Here is a 14,738-nt window from a genome sequence, read left to right as displayed (position 1 = left end):
ACATTCCTTCTCCCCTTGCGGGAGAAGGTGCCCCGCAGGGGCGGATGAGGGGTCACAAAACCTCGGACCGCCAGATGACAGTTTGGCTCATACTAAACTTCCGGATGTCCCTAGACTCGCTGCAAAGTTGCGTATTACCTGTCGGCGCTCAATGGGGGGAAGCCTTGGACATCCAAACAAAACTCGTCGAACTTCAAAAGCGAACGATGGAGCATCGTGAAGTTTTACTGACCGAAGAGGCTGCGAAGACGGCATTGGTTATGCCATTCATACAAGCTCTTGGATACGACGTATTCAATCCATCCGAAGTTGTCCCGGAATACACAGCCGATGTCGGTACGAAAAAGGGCGAGAAAGTTGACTACGCCATCTGTGATGGTGGGAGGGTTCGCATCCTTGTGGAATGTAAGCCAAGCAATGTGGCCTTAAATGTCAATCACGCCAGCCAGTTGTTTCGGTATTTTTCAGTCACTGACGCCAGACTCGCTATTCTGACAAATGGCGTCGTCTACCAGTTCTATTCAGACGTCGAAGCGTCCAACAAGATGGACGACAAGCCGTTTTTCACATTCAGTATGGACGCGTTGAAGCCCACTGACGCGCGCACAGTCGAGAAGTTCACCAAGGCCTCGTTCGATATCGACAAAATCGTTCAGGAAGCGGGTCTTCTCAAGCTCCAGTCCCTGCTTCGTAAGGAACTGGAGAAGGAGATGGCCGAGCCATCGGAGGAGTTTGTGCGGATGATGGCAGCTCGCGTTCACGAGGGGCGCATCACATCTCAAGTGCGCGAGAATTTCGGCAAGATGGTTGTCTCCACCTTCTCGTCGATCATCCGCGACAAGGTTAATGACCGACTCTCCACCGCTCTTAATGCGACCGGGCCCTCAATGGTTGACGAGGAGGAGGCGACGCAGAGCGATCCCGAAGTGATCGTTACAACTGAAGAAGAGATTTCTGGCTTCCATATCATACAAGCCATAGCATCTAAACTGGTGAAGCCCAGGCGTATCGTAATGCGTGATGCGCAGTCCTACTGCGCAATATTGCTAGATGACAATAATCGGAAAACTATCGCGCGCCTTCATTTCAATGGCGTGACGAAAAAGTATGTCGGCACGTTTGCTGCGAAGGGCGAAACGCGACACCTAATCGGGGACCTGACCGACATTTATCAACTGTCGAGTCTGATAGAGAGCCGTATCCAAGAGTTGGAAGGTTCCGACAAGGCCACGTCGGGCGGCTGAACGGCCAGCAGATCGGTGCCATTTGACGGCGGGTCAGCGAACGCGAAGCCAAGATCAGCATACCCCTCATCCGACCTCGCTTCGCTCAGCCACCTTCTCCCGCAAGGGGAGAAGGGAAGTTTGGCTACAACCGCCCCTTCCTAAACCGCTCCTGCGCTTCCGCCGCCGCCTCGGCGCGCCAGCGTTTGGGGGCGGACTTGTCGACGGCTTCGCCGGCGCCGGTCAGGGCTTCGTTGGCGAACTCCAGGTCCATCAGCTTCATGCGCTTGATCTCGTCGCGCAGGCGGCCGGCTTCCTCGAACTCCAGGTTGGAGGCGGCCTCGCGCATGCGGCCTTCCAGGTCGCGCAGGGCGGCCTGGAAGTTGGAGCCTACGAAGGGTTTGGAGGCTTCGGCCACGCCCGGTTTGGTCAGACGATCCATCTCGCGCGACTCATAGGGGCTGTCCATGATCTCCTTGATGTCGCGCTTGACCGTTTCGGGCGTGATGCCGTGTTCGGCGTTGTAGGCCATCTGCCGTTCGCGGCGGCGGTCGGTCTCGGCGATGGCGCGCTCCATACTGCCGGTCATGCGGTCGGCGTACAGGATGACGCGGCCGTCCACATTGCGCGCGGCGCGGCCGATGGTCTGGATCAATGAGGTCTCCGAGCGCAGGAAGCCCTCCTTGTCCGCATCCAGGATGGCGACCAGGCCGCACTCGGGGATGTCCAGACCCTCGCGCAGCAGGTTGATGCCGATCAAACAGTCGAACGTGCCCAGCCGCAGGTCGCGCAGGATCTCGATCCGCTCCAGCGTGTCGACGTCGGAGTGCATGTAGCGGACGCGGATGCCCTGCTCGTGCATGTATTCGGTCAGGTCCTCGGCCATCTTCTTGGTCAGGGTGGTGACCAGGCTGCGATAGCCACGGGCCGTCGTCGCCTTGACCTCGTCGATGACGTCGTCGACCTGGTTGCGGGTCTTGCCCGAGACGGGGCGGATCTCGACCGGCGGGTCGATCAGGCCGGTGGGGCGGATGACCTGCTCGACGAAGACGCCGCCCGCCTGTTCCATCTCCCACGGGCCGGGGGTGGCTGACACGTGCACCGTCTGGGGGCGCATGGCCTCCCATTCCTCGAACTTCAGCGGGCGGTTGTCGATGCAGGAGGGCAGGCGGAAGCCGTATTCCGCCAGCGTCGACTTGCGGCGGTAGTCGCCCCGGAACATGCCGTTGATCTGGCCGATGGTGACGTGGCTCTCGTCCACGAACAGCAGGGCGTTGTCGGGGATGTATTCGAAGAAGGTCGGCGGCGGCTCACCCGGCGCGCGGCCTGTCAGCCAGCGGCTGTAGTTCTCGATGCCGGCGCAGCTGCCGGTGGCCTCCATCATCTCCAGGTCGAAGCGGGTGCGCTGTTCGAGGCGTTGCGCCTCCAGCAGCTTGCCGTTCTCGACCATCCAGTCCAGCGTCTCCTTCAGCTCCGCCTTGATGCCGGCGGCGGCCTGGTTCAGCGTCGGGCGCGGGGTCACATAGTGGCTGGCCGCATAGACGGTGATCTCGTTCAGATCGGCCGTCTTCTTGCCCGTCAGCGGATCGAACTCCTGGATCGCCTCCAGCTCGTCCCCGAACAGGCTGATGCGCCACGCCCGGTCTTCCAGGTGGACCGGGAAGATTTCGATCACGTCGCCCCGCTTCCTGAACATGCCCCGGTCGAAGTTCAGATCGTTGCGCTTGTACTGCAGCGCAATCAAATCCGCCCGCAGCTTCGCCTCGTCGATCTGATCCCCCACCTTCAGCGTGAACGTCATCGCCGTATAGGTCTCAACCGACCCAATGCCGTAGATGCAGGACACCGACGCCACCACGATGACGTCTTCCCGTTCCAGTATAGCCCGCGTCGCAGAGTGCCGCATCCGGTCGATCTGCTCATTGATGCTTGAGTCCTTCTCAATGTACGTATCCGTACGCGGAACATAAGCTTCTGGCTGGTAGTAGTCGTAGTAGCTGACGAAGTATTCGACTGCGTTGTCGGGAAAGAACGACTTGAATTCGGAATAGAGTTGGGCCGCCAGCGTCTTGTTCGGCGCCAGGATCAGGGCGGGGCGTTGGGTTTCCTCAATCACCTTGGCCATGGTGAAGGTCTTGCCCGAGCCGGTGACGCCCAGCAGGACTTGGTCGCGGTCCCCGGCTTGGGCCTGGGCCACCAGTTCGGCGATGGCGGCGGGTTGGTCGCCGGCGGGCGTGTATTTGGTCTCCAGCCGGAAGCGGCCGCCCTTTTTCTTGCCCTCGTGCGAGGGGCGGTGCGGCACCCAGTCGGCGGGCGCGGCGACCGGCTCCTCCGGCGTCAGGCGCGGCCCGGCGACCGGGGCGAACATCGGCATCTTGCCCGTATCGCGGATAAAGGCGGCCGCCGCCTCCTGCACCCCCGGATTTGGGACGTGAACGGGCTTGGCCGGCTTGGCGGCGGCGGGCTTCGGCGTCGAAGAACGGTTCATGAACAGAACTTAGTGCGTGAGGGCGTGTCTCGCCATAGCGCGCTGAGTTGCGCTGGGTTGCGGTCGGTTCAGCTTGACTCCCTCGCACAGTATGTCCCATACACTGTGTGTCACACACTATGTGGCGTACGGAGGTGGTGGGTGAGCGAGAACGACGAGGCGCTGCTGTTCGAGAGCCTGCGGCTGGAGCTTCGGCGGGGGTCATTGATCCTCGCCGTGCTGGCCAGTCTCAGGCGCGAGCAATACGGCTATTCGCTGCGGGTCGCCTTGGGCGAGGTCGGGGTCGAGATGGAGGAGAGCACCCTCTATCCGCTGCTGCGCCGGCTGGAGAGCCAGGGGCTGCTGGACAGCGAATGGCGCGAGGAGGAGCGGCGCAAGAAGCGGTTCTACCGCCTGTCGTCGCGCGGGGAGGCGATGCTGGAACGGCTCGCCGTGGAATGGCGCGGCCTGTCGGCCTCGCTGGAGAAGATGCTGTGAACATCGGGAAAGAGGGAGAGACCGGCATGGACCTGGTCGAGCGTTATCTGAAGGCCGTGGCGGCCCAGCTGCCGAAGGACAACCGTGACGACATCGTCGCCGAGCTGCGCGACGAGATCATGGGGCGTCTGGAGGCGCTGGAGGCGCATCTGGGCCGGGCGCCGACCGACGACGAGGTCGAAGCCCTGCTACGCGAGGTCGGTCATCCGCTGACCGTGGCGGCGCGCTATCGCCCAGGACCGCACGCCTTGATCGGGCCTGAGCTTTATCCGTGGTGGATGTTCGGGCTGAAGGTCGGGCTGACGGTGATGGCGGCCGTCACCCTGATCGGCCTGGCCGTGCGGGTCCTGGTCGGCGACGTCTATGTGGGCCAGGCGATCGGGCAGGGGATCTCCAGCCTGATCAGCGGCGCGATCACGGTTGTCGGCCTGCTCACCGCCGTCGGCTTCGTGCTGGAGCGTCAGTCGAAGAAGCCGGACTTCATCGCCAAATGGCGCGTCAAGGATCTGGGCCTGTTCGAACTGGGCGGCGATTTCGACGCTGAGCAGTGGACGACCCAACGGATCGCCAAGAGCGAATGGTTCACCAGGGGCGGCGAAGGGGCCTCAAAGTCGGGCCAAGCCGTGCGTAAGAGCGCCGAGATGTCGCCCGTGGCGCGTGCGGTGGCCAGCGCCATCGGCTGGACCGTGGTGCTGCTGTGGTGGACGGGCCTGTTGCAGGCCGCGCCGATCCGGCCGGAGGAGCTGGCCGGAGTCGTCGACGGCGTCGATTACGGGCGCATCTTGGCTGACATGGTGCGGGTCGCCTATTGGCCGGTGGCCCTGTTCGTCGCCTGCCGCATCGGCTTCGATCTGATCCGGGCGGCGTCGGGCGGAAATATGCGGGTGACGGCGCTGGGCGACCTGGCGTTCGGTGTCGCCGCCGCCTGGGGCCTGCAGTGGGTCTGGTTCTGGTCGGCGCTGTCGCCGCTGATCTGGGTCGGCAGCGCCACCGATTTCGTGGATCGGATTCGGGTTCTGATCGGCCGCTCTGGCGACGATGTGGGCGGGGTGGCGACGATCCTGATGGTCGTGGTCGTCTGGGCCTTCGCCGCAGAGGTGGTGCGGGTCATCCGGGCGGCGGCGCGACTGGTCGTCGGTCGATAAGGCGACATCTCCTCTTGACGGCGTGTAACCTATAGGTGATATGTCACCTCAAGGTTACTTCAGGAGGAAGTCGTGAACAAGGACGAAAACGCCGCTGTTATGCGGGTGCAGTCGAGCCGGCGTCGATACTGGTGGGGCGGCGTCGCCATGCTCGTCATCGGCGCCGCCGCCCTGGCAGGCGGAGCGGGTTTCGCCCTCATGCATGGAACAGAGGGCGACCAAGCGACGACGGCGGGCGTGGCGGCCGGCTTTGGTTTGGGGCTGATGCTCATCGGCGCCATGATGGCCTGGTGCGGCCGCCCCGGACAGCCGATCGATGTGGCGGAAAGCCGTGACGGCGCACGCCGCGAAAAGCTGCAGCGGGGGCGTACGCAACAGCTGGTCCTCTATCCGTTGGTGCTGCTGCTCTTCATGGCTCAGGCGCATCTGGCCATGCAGAGGGTCCTGGGCGGCGACCACAACCTGGGCGCCTATGTGCAGATCTTGCTGCCGGTTCTGTACGGCTGGCTGATCCCTGTGCTCGTCATGGGCTGGGATTGGAACGCGCAGAAGAACCGCCGCTTGATGGAAGACGAGCTGACGCAGGTTCTGCGGGCGCGATCAATGATCCTGGCCTTTGTCGTGCTGATGGGCGGAGTGACCGTGGCGCTGGGTCTGGGTCTATGGCGCGCAGACTATGGCGTGCTGGCTCTGCCGTATGTCCTGGCGCTGGGCGGGGCGTCGGCGGGCCTACGGTTCGCCTGGCTGGATCGCGAGGCCGGTCGCGATGGGTGATCCCAGGCTCGGCTCGCGGCTGAAGGAGGCGCGCACCGCCGCAGGCCTGACGCAGCAGGGGCTGGCCGACAAGGCCAGCGTCTCGCGCAAGACCATCAACACGGTCGAGAACGGCGTCTTCGTGCCCTCGACCGTCTTGGCCCTGGAACTCGCCCGGGCCCTGGACACGACGGTGGAGGCCTTGTTCTTCCTGAGAGACTGATCCGATCCATGTCCGAAAACCGCGAGACATCCTCGGGCGGGCGGCGCATCCTGCGGGCATGGATCAGCTGTTGGATCAGGAGGCCTGCTGGCGCGCCGTCGTGGCGCGGGACGCCCGTTTCGACGGGCGTTTCTTCACCGGCGTGACCTCGACGGGGATCTACTGCCGGCCGGTCTGCCCGGCGCGGACGCCGAAACGCGAGAATGTAGTCTTTCACCCCAGCGCAGCAGCGGCCGAGGCGGCTGGCTTGCGGGCCTGTCTGCGGTGCAGGCCCGAGACGGCGCCGGAAATGGGCGCCTGGCGCGGCACGTCCAACACTGTCAGCCGGGCCCTGGCCCTGATCGAGGCGGGGGGATTGGATGCCGGCGACACGGACGCTTTGGCGACACGGCTGGGCATGGGCGAGCGGCAGCTGCGCCGCCTGTTCCGCCAGCATCTGGGCGCGGCCCCGGTCAGCGTGGCCCAGACGCGGCGCGTGCTGTTGGCCAAACAGTTGATCCACGAGAGCGCCCTGTCGATGGCCGAGGTGGCGATGGCGTCGGGTTTCGGCAGCGTACGACGATTCAATGAGACGTTTCAGGCCCTGTATGGGCGCGCACCGTCCGACCTGCGGCGTCGCAAGGTCGAGGCCGAAGCGGGCGGGGTGATCAAGATCGGACTGTCCTATCGCCCGCCTTACGACTGGGACGCCATGATGACGACCTTGGCGACGCGCGGCGTCGCGGGCGAGACGGTTGTCGATGGGACATGGACCCGGCGGCTGCGCCCCGACGTGGATGGCACGGAGGGTGCGGTGACGGTGCGCCCCGCCCAACCGGGCAAGGCGGCGATCGAGGCGCGGATCGACAATCTGAAAGCATTGTCGGGCGTGCTGTCGCGGCTTCGACGGGTGTTCGATCTCGCCGCCGATCCCGAGGCGATCACGCGCGACCTGTCGGCCGACCCCGTTTTGCGCGCGGCAATCACGGCCAGGCCGGGGTTGCGGCTTGCGGGCGACTGGATCGATGCCGGTGCGGATGCGCCCAGCGACCGGCTGACGACGACAGACGCCGCGCTGCTGGCGCGCGCCGAGCCGTGGCGGCCGTGGCGGGCCTATGGCGCACTCTACTGGGCCCTGAGCGAGGAGCGGCGAGATGACCAAGCAGCCTGACATGCATCTGATCCTGGATCGCATCCCGTCCCCCGTCGGCGAGGTGCTGGTCGTCACCGACGCCGACGGCGCGGTGCGGGCATTGGACTTCCACGACTATGAAGCCCGTCTGCGCTTGCTGCTGCGCCGCCACTACGGTGAGGTCGTACTGACCGAAGGCCGCGCGCCGGAGACGATCCGTCGGGCGGTCGAGGCCTGGTTCGGCGGCGACCTGACCGCCTTCGACGCCATCACGGTCCGCACCGGCGGCACGGATTTCCAACGCGCGGTGTGGAAGGCCTTGCGCGACATTCCGACCGGCGAGACCCGCACCTACGGTCAGCTCGCTGCGGCCATCGGCGCGCCAAAGGCCGTCCGCGCCGTGGGCCTGGCCAACGGCGCCAATCCGGTCGGCGTCATCGTGCCCTGCCACCGCGTGATCGGAGCAAATGGAACGTTGACCGGCTATGCGGGCGGGCTTGAGCGCAAACGCTGGCTGTTGGCGCATGAAACGGGCGGCCGGCTGCTTTAGCCCCGCGTGAACCGTTCGGGCGGCAGGGCGGCGTGGGTGAAGCGGGCCTGATGCACCGCGCCCTTGAAGTAGTTCACGCGGTTGATGCGGCAGCCGACCGAGGCGCGGCCTGGCCCTTGCGGCGTGAACGGCACCGGGTGTTCGCCCTGCAGAACGCCGTCGACATAGGCCCGGTACAGGACGCCGTCGAAGGTTTGCGCGACGTGGAACCACTGTCTGCACGGATGGAGCCGCTCGGGAAAGATCAGGGTGTGGTTGTAACCGGGGCCGCGCGTGAAGGCGTCCAGGTACCAACGGTCCTGAACCACGCGGATCTCGAACAGGAAGCGTGTCTGCGACGGCGGCTGATCGGCCGGCGCCTCTTCGGCGAGATGAAACCAGCGCTGTTCGAAGGCGCCGCCGTCGGGTCGGAACAGGGCCTCGAAGGTGAAGGTTTCGGCCCCGGCCAGCGGATGCTGATCTATGAACAGGGCGTCGTCCACGCCGTCGAACTGAACCGCTCGGCCAAACGGACTGTCGATCAGGCTCGGCGCGCCCTCGACGCGGGTTTCGATCCCCCCGATGTCGGTCAGGCGATCGAAGGTCCATATCAACTGGCGCGGCGACGCAGCCGTCATGGTCGCGCACCCCGGCAGGATGGCAGCCGCGGCGCTTGACGCGCCCAGGGCCATCAGGCGGCGGCGGTCCAGCGGCAGGACGTCAGGCATGGTTCATCTCCCGGCGGTTTTGTCGCGCGACACTATGGGATCGGCGGCGCGAGGCAACGGCCTGCGTCCCGGTTCGTTGTCTCGATCCCTACAGACTGGAGTATCGACGATGAAACTTTCCAATGGCGCGCTGGTGGCGGTGGTCGATGGCGAGAAGCTGGCCCTGTTCAAGAATACGAACGCTTCGGACATCAAGCTGACGCCGCTGGAAACCCCGGCCATCGCGGATCGGGTTTCGGGTTCGGCCGGCCGCCGATCCAATGAAGCCAACCCGGACAATGACACCCAGGCCGAGGACGGTTTCGCCATGGGCGTCGCCGAGGTGCTGAACAAATGGTCGGTCACCAATAAGATCGACGAACTGCTCGTGATCGCAGCGCCCAAGACGCTCGGCGAACTGCGCAAGCATTGGCACAAGGACCTTCAAGCCAAGCTGGTCGGCGAGATCGCCAAGGATCTGACCGGCCATTCCAGCGATCAGATCGCCGCCGCCATCGACAAGGCGTGAAGATTGTCAGACGCGCTCTAATGTGGCGCCCGTCGCTTGATCAGGCGGCGCGTCTCGACTGCGCCGCCTGACCCAGGTCGAAGCGGCTGATCAGACCCTCCAGTTCGCCGGCCTCGTTCGTCAGGGCGTGGCTGGCGGCTGTGGATTCCTCGACCATGGCGGCGTTCTGCTGCGTGAACTGGTCCATCTGATTGATCGCCATATTGATCTCGCCGATGCCGACCGACTGTTCGCGCGTCGCGGCGGCGATGGAGCGAACCAGGGCGTTAGCCTCCGCCACTTGGACAGCGATGGCGCTGAGGCTGTCGCGCGTCAGCGACACCTGGTCGGATCCGCGCTGCACATTGCTTTGCGACAGGGCGATCAGCGCCTTGATCTCTTTTGCGGCGCTGGCTGACCGTTCGGCCAGGCCCCGCACCTCGGATGCGACGACGGCGAAACCGCGTCCGGCTTCCCCGGCCCGGGCGGCCTCGACGCCGGCGTTCAGGGCCAGCAGGCTGGTCTGGAAGGCGATCTCGTCGATGACGCCGACGATCTGGTTGATCTGGGTCGAGGATTGCTCGATCTCCGACATGGCGCCGATTGCGTCCTGCACAACCGCCTCGCCCTTATCGGCCGCTGCCTGAGCGGCCTGAGTGATGTCTCGGGCGCGCTCGGCGTTTTCGGCGCTGCTGCGCACCGTCTGCGTCAGCTCATCCAGCGCGGCGGCGGTCTGCTCCAGACCGGCGGCCTGCTGTTCGGTCCGGCGCGACAGGCTGTCGGCGGCGGCGGCGATGTCCTGGCATCCGCCGCGCATCGACTGAGCCGTGGTCCAGATGCCGGTCATCGTCGTGTGCAGTTGGTGCAGGGCGGCGTTGTAATCTTCCGGGATGCGACGCGTGTCGGCGGTGAAGCCCGCCTCCGGCATCCGCCAAGCCAGTTCGCCGGCGGCGAGGCGCGACAGACCTTCGCCCAAAGTCTCGACGGCGCGGGTTTGCGAGGCGGCGAAAAGCTCGGTCTCTTCGGCGTGCCGGCGACGATCTGTCTCGGCGGCCGCACGTTCGCGCTGTTGCTGGTCGCGACGGGTCAGACCGTCCGCAAGCTCGATCCTGAACCCTTCGAGCGCCCGCGCAATCTGGCCCAGTTCGTCGGCCTTGTCCGCGCCGGCCACGGGGATGTCATAGCGTCCATCGCTCATGGTCTGCACATCGGCCGTCAGACGCGCCAGTGGGCGTCGGATCAGACGGTCACTGGTGATCAGAAGGGCGACGATGATGGCGGCGATGATCAGAACGCCGCCGACCAGAAGCATCAAGGCCAACTGCCGCGCCGGGCCCTCGATCGTCTTGACGGGGATGTCCAGCACGACGGCCCAGGTCGCCTTTTGGCCGGGCAGGATCACGGGCTGGACCAGACGTCGAACCGGCTCGCCGTTCACGCTGACGCCCTCGACCGCCTGGGCTTGGCGTTTGGCGATGACGTTGCGCACGATGTCCGCGCCAGCGTCCGCATAGGCTTGACCTCGCACTGCGGCGTCCGGATGGGCGACCCAGACGCCCTTGTTCGACACCAAGGTCACGCGGCCCGTGCCCAGCGGTTTCATCGCCGCCAGACGCTGCGACAGGTTGGCCAAGGTGATATCCAGGCCCGCGACGCCGATGATGCGGCCGTTGGCGTGCACCGGATAGGCGACCGAGGTCATCGCGACCTTGCCGCCGCCAATGTTCTCTTCGTACGGTTCGACCACGACCGGCGCGCCGCTGGCCATCGGCTCGGTGTAATAGGCCTGTTCGAAGTCCGAGCCGTCTGCCTCAGGTTCCAGGGAAATCTGGCCGTCGCGGCGCACCCAATAGACTGAAAGTCGTCCGTTGACGTTCGAACTGGTCGCCGCATCACCAATGTGGGCGGCGTCGGCGCCGACGGCGTCAGGGGCGGCCATGAACCAGGCGCCCATGACCTGATCGGTCGCTTCGGCGTTTGGCTTGACCAGGGCCATATAAGCGGCGCGGTCGGTCAGGCCCGTCTGTCGTGCGGCGCCCAGGGTTGCCGCCAGGGTTTTGGCGCCCGTGCCCGCCGAGACGATCTCGTTGCGGATTTCTTGCGAGGCCTCTTGCGCAGCGCTTTCGGCGTACCGGCCCGCCATGTCGCGGACGATCGCGCCGGAATAGGCCGTCACGCCGATGGCCGCGACGATCATCAAGGCGCCGATGGCGAGCCCCGCCACGACGGCGAGCTTCAGGGCGATGGACAGGCGATTGAACGCAGACATGACGGGCTCCGTAGGCCCGCGCTTATGCGCCCCGTTCCCCAAACACCCCGTTAAGGCGGCGCTACGTAGTCATGCGCCGTCCAGAAACAGCCGGCACGCCGGATTGGCGGTCTCATCGACGTAAGGGTAGCCCAGATCGGCCAGGGCGGCGGTCAGTTGGCCCTGTTCCCGGGGCGGTACGCTGATGCCCGCCAGCACCCGGCCGACGTCGTCGCCGTGGTTGCGATAGTGAAACAGCGTCAGGGCCCAGGCGGGCTGGAGGCTGTTCAGGAACCGCAGGAAGGCGCCGGGGCGTTCGGGGAACTGGAAGCGCAGGATGCGTTCGTGGAGCAGGCCGACAGTGCGGCCGCCGACCATGTAGCGGACATGCAGCTTGGCGGTCTCATTGTCGCTCATGTCCTCGACGGCGTAGCCGCCCGAACGCAGGGCCGCGATCAGGTCGTCGCGCTCGTGCGGACCGTTTCGCAGGGCCACGCCGACGAAGATTTGCGCCTGCCCGTCGCCGGACCAGCGATAGTTGAACTCGGTGACCGAACGACCGTCCAGACTGTCCAGGAATCGACGGTAGTCGTCGCGGTCGTCCTTCATCGCCACGGCCAGCAGCGCCTCGGCACCCTCTCCGATCTCGGCCCGTTCGGCGACGTGGCGCAACCGGTCGAAGTTCAGATTGGCGCCCGAGTTGATGGCGATCAGACTGCCGCTTCCGGGGTGGGCGGCGGCCCAAGCCTTCAGCCCCGCCAATGCCACGGCGCCCGAGGGCTCGGCGATGGCGCGGCTGTCGTCGAAGATGTCCTTGATCGCGGCGCAGATGGCGTCGGTGTCCACCAACACGATCTCGTCCAGCAAATCCTTGCAGAGGCGGAAGGTCTCGGTTCCCGCTCGCCGCACGGCGACGCCGTCGGCGAACAGGCCGACCTCGTTCAGGGTCACGACCTCACCCGCGTCGATGGCGGTCTTCATGGTCGGGGCATCCACCGGTTCGACGCCGATGATTCGGGTCTCGGGCCGCAGGAATTTGACGATCGCCGCGACGCCGGCCGCCAAGCCCCCGCCGCCGATGGGCACGAAGATGGCTTCGATCGGGTCAGCGTGCTGCCGGGCGATCTCTAGGCCCACCGTGCCCTGGCCCGCGATGACGTCGGGGTCGTCGAAGGGATGGATGAACGCCGCGCCGGTCCGGCCCTCCAGATCACGGGCGTGGGCGTAGGCTTCGTCGAAGCTGTCGCCACGCAGAACCACTTCGCCGCCCAGGGCGCGGACGGCCGCGACCTTTATGCCGGGGGTGGTGGTGGGCATTACGATGGTGGCGGGAATGTCGCGACGTGCGGCCGCCAGGGCCACTCCCTGCGCGTGATTGCCGGCCGAGGCGCAGATGACGCCCCTGGACAGTTCGTCCTCCGACAGGCCGGCGATCTTGTTGTAGGCGCCGCGGATCTTGAACGAAAAGACCGGCTGCAAGTCCTCGCGCTTCAGCAGGACGGGCCGGTCGAGCCGGGCCGACAGGCGGCGCAGCGGGTCGAGGGGCGTTTCCTCCGCCACGTCATAGACGCGGGCGGTGAGGATGCGGCGGATGGTGTCCTGCATGGAAATGCTGCGGATAGGCGCTTGGAAGCAAAGAAGTGGGCTGCCGTCTAGGCGATATTCGCCGAAATGGGAACGGTTTTTGCAAATCTTTGTCTTCGGTGGCGGATAGGAGGCGGCATGCATTTCCTCTTGCACAGCGCCCGCATAGGCCTACATTGCGCGTGCTTATGCTAAATGTGAGCATAAGGGTATGGAGATGATCATGGCTGACGGCGCCTTTGGTCTGACGAAAGAGCTGGCGCGGGAAACCGCCGGGGTGTGGGCCAAGGTCAAGGACCACGTCACGCCTTTGGAGTGGCCCGAACAGGCGCGCCTGATCAGCGAGATCAACCGGCTGAAGCGCGAGCGCGACGCCGTAATCCTGGCCCACAACTATATGACGCCCGAGATCTTCCACGGGGTCGGCGACTATGTCGGCGACAGCCTGGGCCTGGCCAAGGAGGCCGCGCGGTCGGACGCCAAGGTGATCGTCCAGGCGGGCGTCCACTTCATGGCCGAGACGTCCAAGATTCTGTCGCCGGAAAAGACCGTGCTGATCCCCGACCTGCGCGCCGGATGCTCGCTGGCGTCGTCGATCACGGGGGCGGATGTGCGGCTGATCAAGCAGCGCTATCCGGGTCTGCCGGTCGTGACCTATGTGAACACGACGGCCGATGTGAAGGCCGAAACCGACATCTGCTGCACCAGCGCCAACGCCGTTCAGGTGGTGGAATGGGCGGCCAGGGAATGGGGCGTGGACCGCGTCATCCTGATCCCCGACGAGTTCCTGGCGCGCAATGTCGCGGCCCAGACGACGGTTGGCATCATCGCCTGGAAAGGCCGCTGCGAGGTGCATGAGCGGTTCACGGTGGACGACATCGCCGAGATGCGCGCCGCCTATCCGGGCGCCGAAATCCTGGCCCACCCCGAATGCCCGGAAGACGTGCTGGCGGCGGCGGACTTCGCCGGTTCGACGGCGGCGATGACTGACTATGTCGAGGCGCGCCGGCCCAAACAGGTGGTCATGATCACCGAATGTTCGATGGCCTCGAACGTGGCCGGCGACGTGCCGGGCGTGCAGTTCATCGGCCCGTGTAACCTGTGCCCGCACATGAAGCGGATCACACTGCAGAACATCCACGACTGCCTGCTGAACATGCAGTTCGAGGTTACGGTGCCGGCCGACATGATCGAACGTGGACGCTTGGCGGTGCAGCGAATGATCGAACTGCCGCCGCCCGCCGTTCCCGCGCGCTACGACCTGGTCAAAGCCCGGCATCATGTCGATGTGGAGCTGATCTGAGCGTGACGCGGCGATCGGTCCCGGCGACGGGACGGTCGTCCGCGCGCATCTGGACGCCATGAGCAACACAGACACCACAGATCAGACGCCTGGCCGCACGCCGGCCCGCACGCCGGGACCTTGGGACGCCAAGCCCGAAACAACACCAGCCCGTGAAACCGCGCCGGCGCCCGCAGTCGAAGCGCCGGTCGAGAAGGACCAGAGCCTGGTGTGGGCGATGCTGTCCACAGCGCTGATGGGCGGCTTCCTGTGGTGGATCACGGGCAGCGCCATCGTGGCGGGCGCGGTGCTGATCGGCCTGTTCGTCCATGAGGCGGGCCACGCCCTGGCGATGAACAAGCTGGGCATGGGGCCGGCCCGCATCTACATCATCCCCTTCCTTGGCGGCTTGGCCAAGGCGCGGCGTGAGCCAAAAAGTGAGTGGGACGGGGTTCTGGTG

At 65.5% G+C, this 14,738-nt stretch carries 13 protein-coding genes and 1 pseudogene; 10 read left to right on the top strand and 4 right to left on the bottom strand.

All coding sequences use genetic code 11. From position 1 onward, the window contains the following. The first annotated feature begins 74 nt into the window (after positions 1-74). Positions 75-1,244 (top strand): type I restriction enzyme HsdR N-terminal domain-containing protein, encoded by a 1,170-nt coding sequence (locus RT123_RS01215; RefSeq protein WP_313007169.1) that lies wholly within the window; start codon positions 75-77, stop codon positions 1,242-1,244. Between the two features lie 124 nt (positions 1,245-1,368). Here RT123_RS01215 and uvrB read toward each other — a convergent pair whose 3' ends face one another. After that, on the bottom strand, positions 1,369-3,711 hold the full coding sequence (uvrB, locus tag RT123_RS01210; RefSeq protein WP_313007167.1) for an excinuclease ABC subunit UvrB: 2,343 nt from the start codon (positions 3,709-3,711) through the stop codon (positions 1,369-1,371). Between the two features lie 141 nt (positions 3,712-3,852). Between uvrB and RT123_RS01205 the strand changes: the two genes are divergently transcribed. From RT123_RS01205 to RT123_RS01180, 6 genes are all read left to right on the top strand, one after another. Then, complete coding sequence (locus tag RT123_RS01205; RefSeq protein WP_161638426.1) at positions 3,853-4,188, top strand: PadR family transcriptional regulator; 336 nt, start codon at positions 3,853-3,855, stop codon at positions 4,186-4,188. After that, entirely contained in the window at positions 4,185-5,333 is a 1,149-nt protein-coding gene (locus RT123_RS01200) for an HAAS signaling domain-containing protein (protein ID WP_313007165.1), read from the top strand. The genes RT123_RS01205 and RT123_RS01200 overlap by 4 nt, the downstream gene beginning before the upstream one ends. 72 nt (positions 5,334-5,405) lie before the next feature. Continuing rightward, a complete protein-coding gene (locus RT123_RS01195) occupies positions 5,406-6,107 on the top strand; it encodes a hypothetical protein (RefSeq protein WP_066623589.1) in 702 nt (233 codons plus the stop codon). Then, on the top strand, positions 6,100-6,309 hold the full coding sequence (locus tag RT123_RS01190) for a helix-turn-helix transcriptional regulator (protein ID WP_017504712.1): 210 nt from the start codon (positions 6,100-6,102) through the stop codon (positions 6,307-6,309). The genes RT123_RS01195 and RT123_RS01190 overlap by 8 nt, the downstream gene beginning before the upstream one ends. A gap of 58 nt (positions 6,310-6,367) precedes the next feature. Continuing rightward, entirely contained in the window at positions 6,368-7,459 is a 1,092-nt protein-coding gene (locus tag RT123_RS01185; protein WP_313007162.1) for an Ada metal-binding domain-containing protein, read from the top strand. Then, positions 7,443-7,970 carry a methylated-DNA--[protein]-cysteine S-methyltransferase gene (locus tag RT123_RS01180; protein ID WP_313007161.1) on the top strand — a complete coding sequence of 176 codons (528 nt, stop codon included), beginning with the start codon at positions 7,443-7,445 and terminating at the stop codon, positions 7,968-7,970. The genes RT123_RS01185 and RT123_RS01180 overlap by 17 nt, the downstream gene beginning before the upstream one ends. Here RT123_RS01180 and RT123_RS01175 read toward each other — a convergent pair. Beyond that, positions 7,967-8,677, bottom strand: coding sequence for a LamG-like jellyroll fold domain-containing protein (locus RT123_RS01175; protein ID WP_313007159.1), 711 nt, complete (start codon positions 8,675-8,677; stop codon positions 7,967-7,969). The genes RT123_RS01180 and RT123_RS01175 overlap by 4 nt on opposite strands. Positions 8,678-8,786: 109 nt before the next feature. Here RT123_RS01175 and RT123_RS01170 point away from each other — a divergent pair, with 109 nt between their 5' ends. Continuing rightward, the gene (locus RT123_RS01170; RefSeq protein ID WP_017504716.1) at positions 8,787-9,185 is read left to right on the top strand and encodes a host attachment family protein; all 399 of its coding nucleotides are present in this window, start codon (positions 8,787-8,789) and stop codon (positions 9,183-9,185) included. 40 nt (positions 9,186-9,225) lie between these two features. Here the strand turns inward: RT123_RS01170 and RT123_RS01165 are convergent, their stop codons facing one another. Continuing rightward, positions 9,226-11,433 (bottom strand): methyl-accepting chemotaxis protein, encoded by a 2,208-nt coding sequence (locus RT123_RS01165; RefSeq protein WP_313007156.1) that lies wholly within the window; start codon positions 11,431-11,433, stop codon positions 9,226-9,228. Between the two features lie 69 nt (positions 11,434-11,502). Continuing rightward, a complete protein-coding gene (gene ilvA, locus RT123_RS01160) occupies positions 11,503-13,017 on the bottom strand; it encodes a threonine ammonia-lyase, biosynthetic (protein ID WP_313007154.1) in 1,515 nt (504 codons plus the stop codon). A 202-nt stretch (positions 13,018-13,219) separates the two neighbouring features. Between ilvA and nadA the strand changes: the two genes are divergently transcribed. Together nadA and RT123_RS01150 are read left to right on the top strand one after the other, a co-directional pair. Continuing rightward, positions 13,220-14,299 carry a quinolinate synthase NadA gene (gene nadA / locus RT123_RS01155; protein ID WP_409514881.1) on the top strand — a complete coding sequence of 360 codons (1,080 nt, stop codon included), beginning with the start codon at positions 13,220-13,222 and terminating at the stop codon, positions 14,297-14,299. A 58-nt stretch (positions 14,300-14,357) separates the two neighbouring features. Further along, positions 14,358-14,738 (top strand): annotated as a pseudogene (locus tag RT123_RS01150) (peptidase M50); the annotation flags it as partial.

The sequence above is a fragment of the Brevundimonas vesicularis genome, from assembly GCF_032067225.1.
GTDB lineage: Bacteria > Pseudomonadota > Alphaproteobacteria > Caulobacterales > Caulobacteraceae > Brevundimonas > Brevundimonas vesicularis_F.
This window is presented reverse-complemented; position numbering and strand designations above follow the sequence as displayed.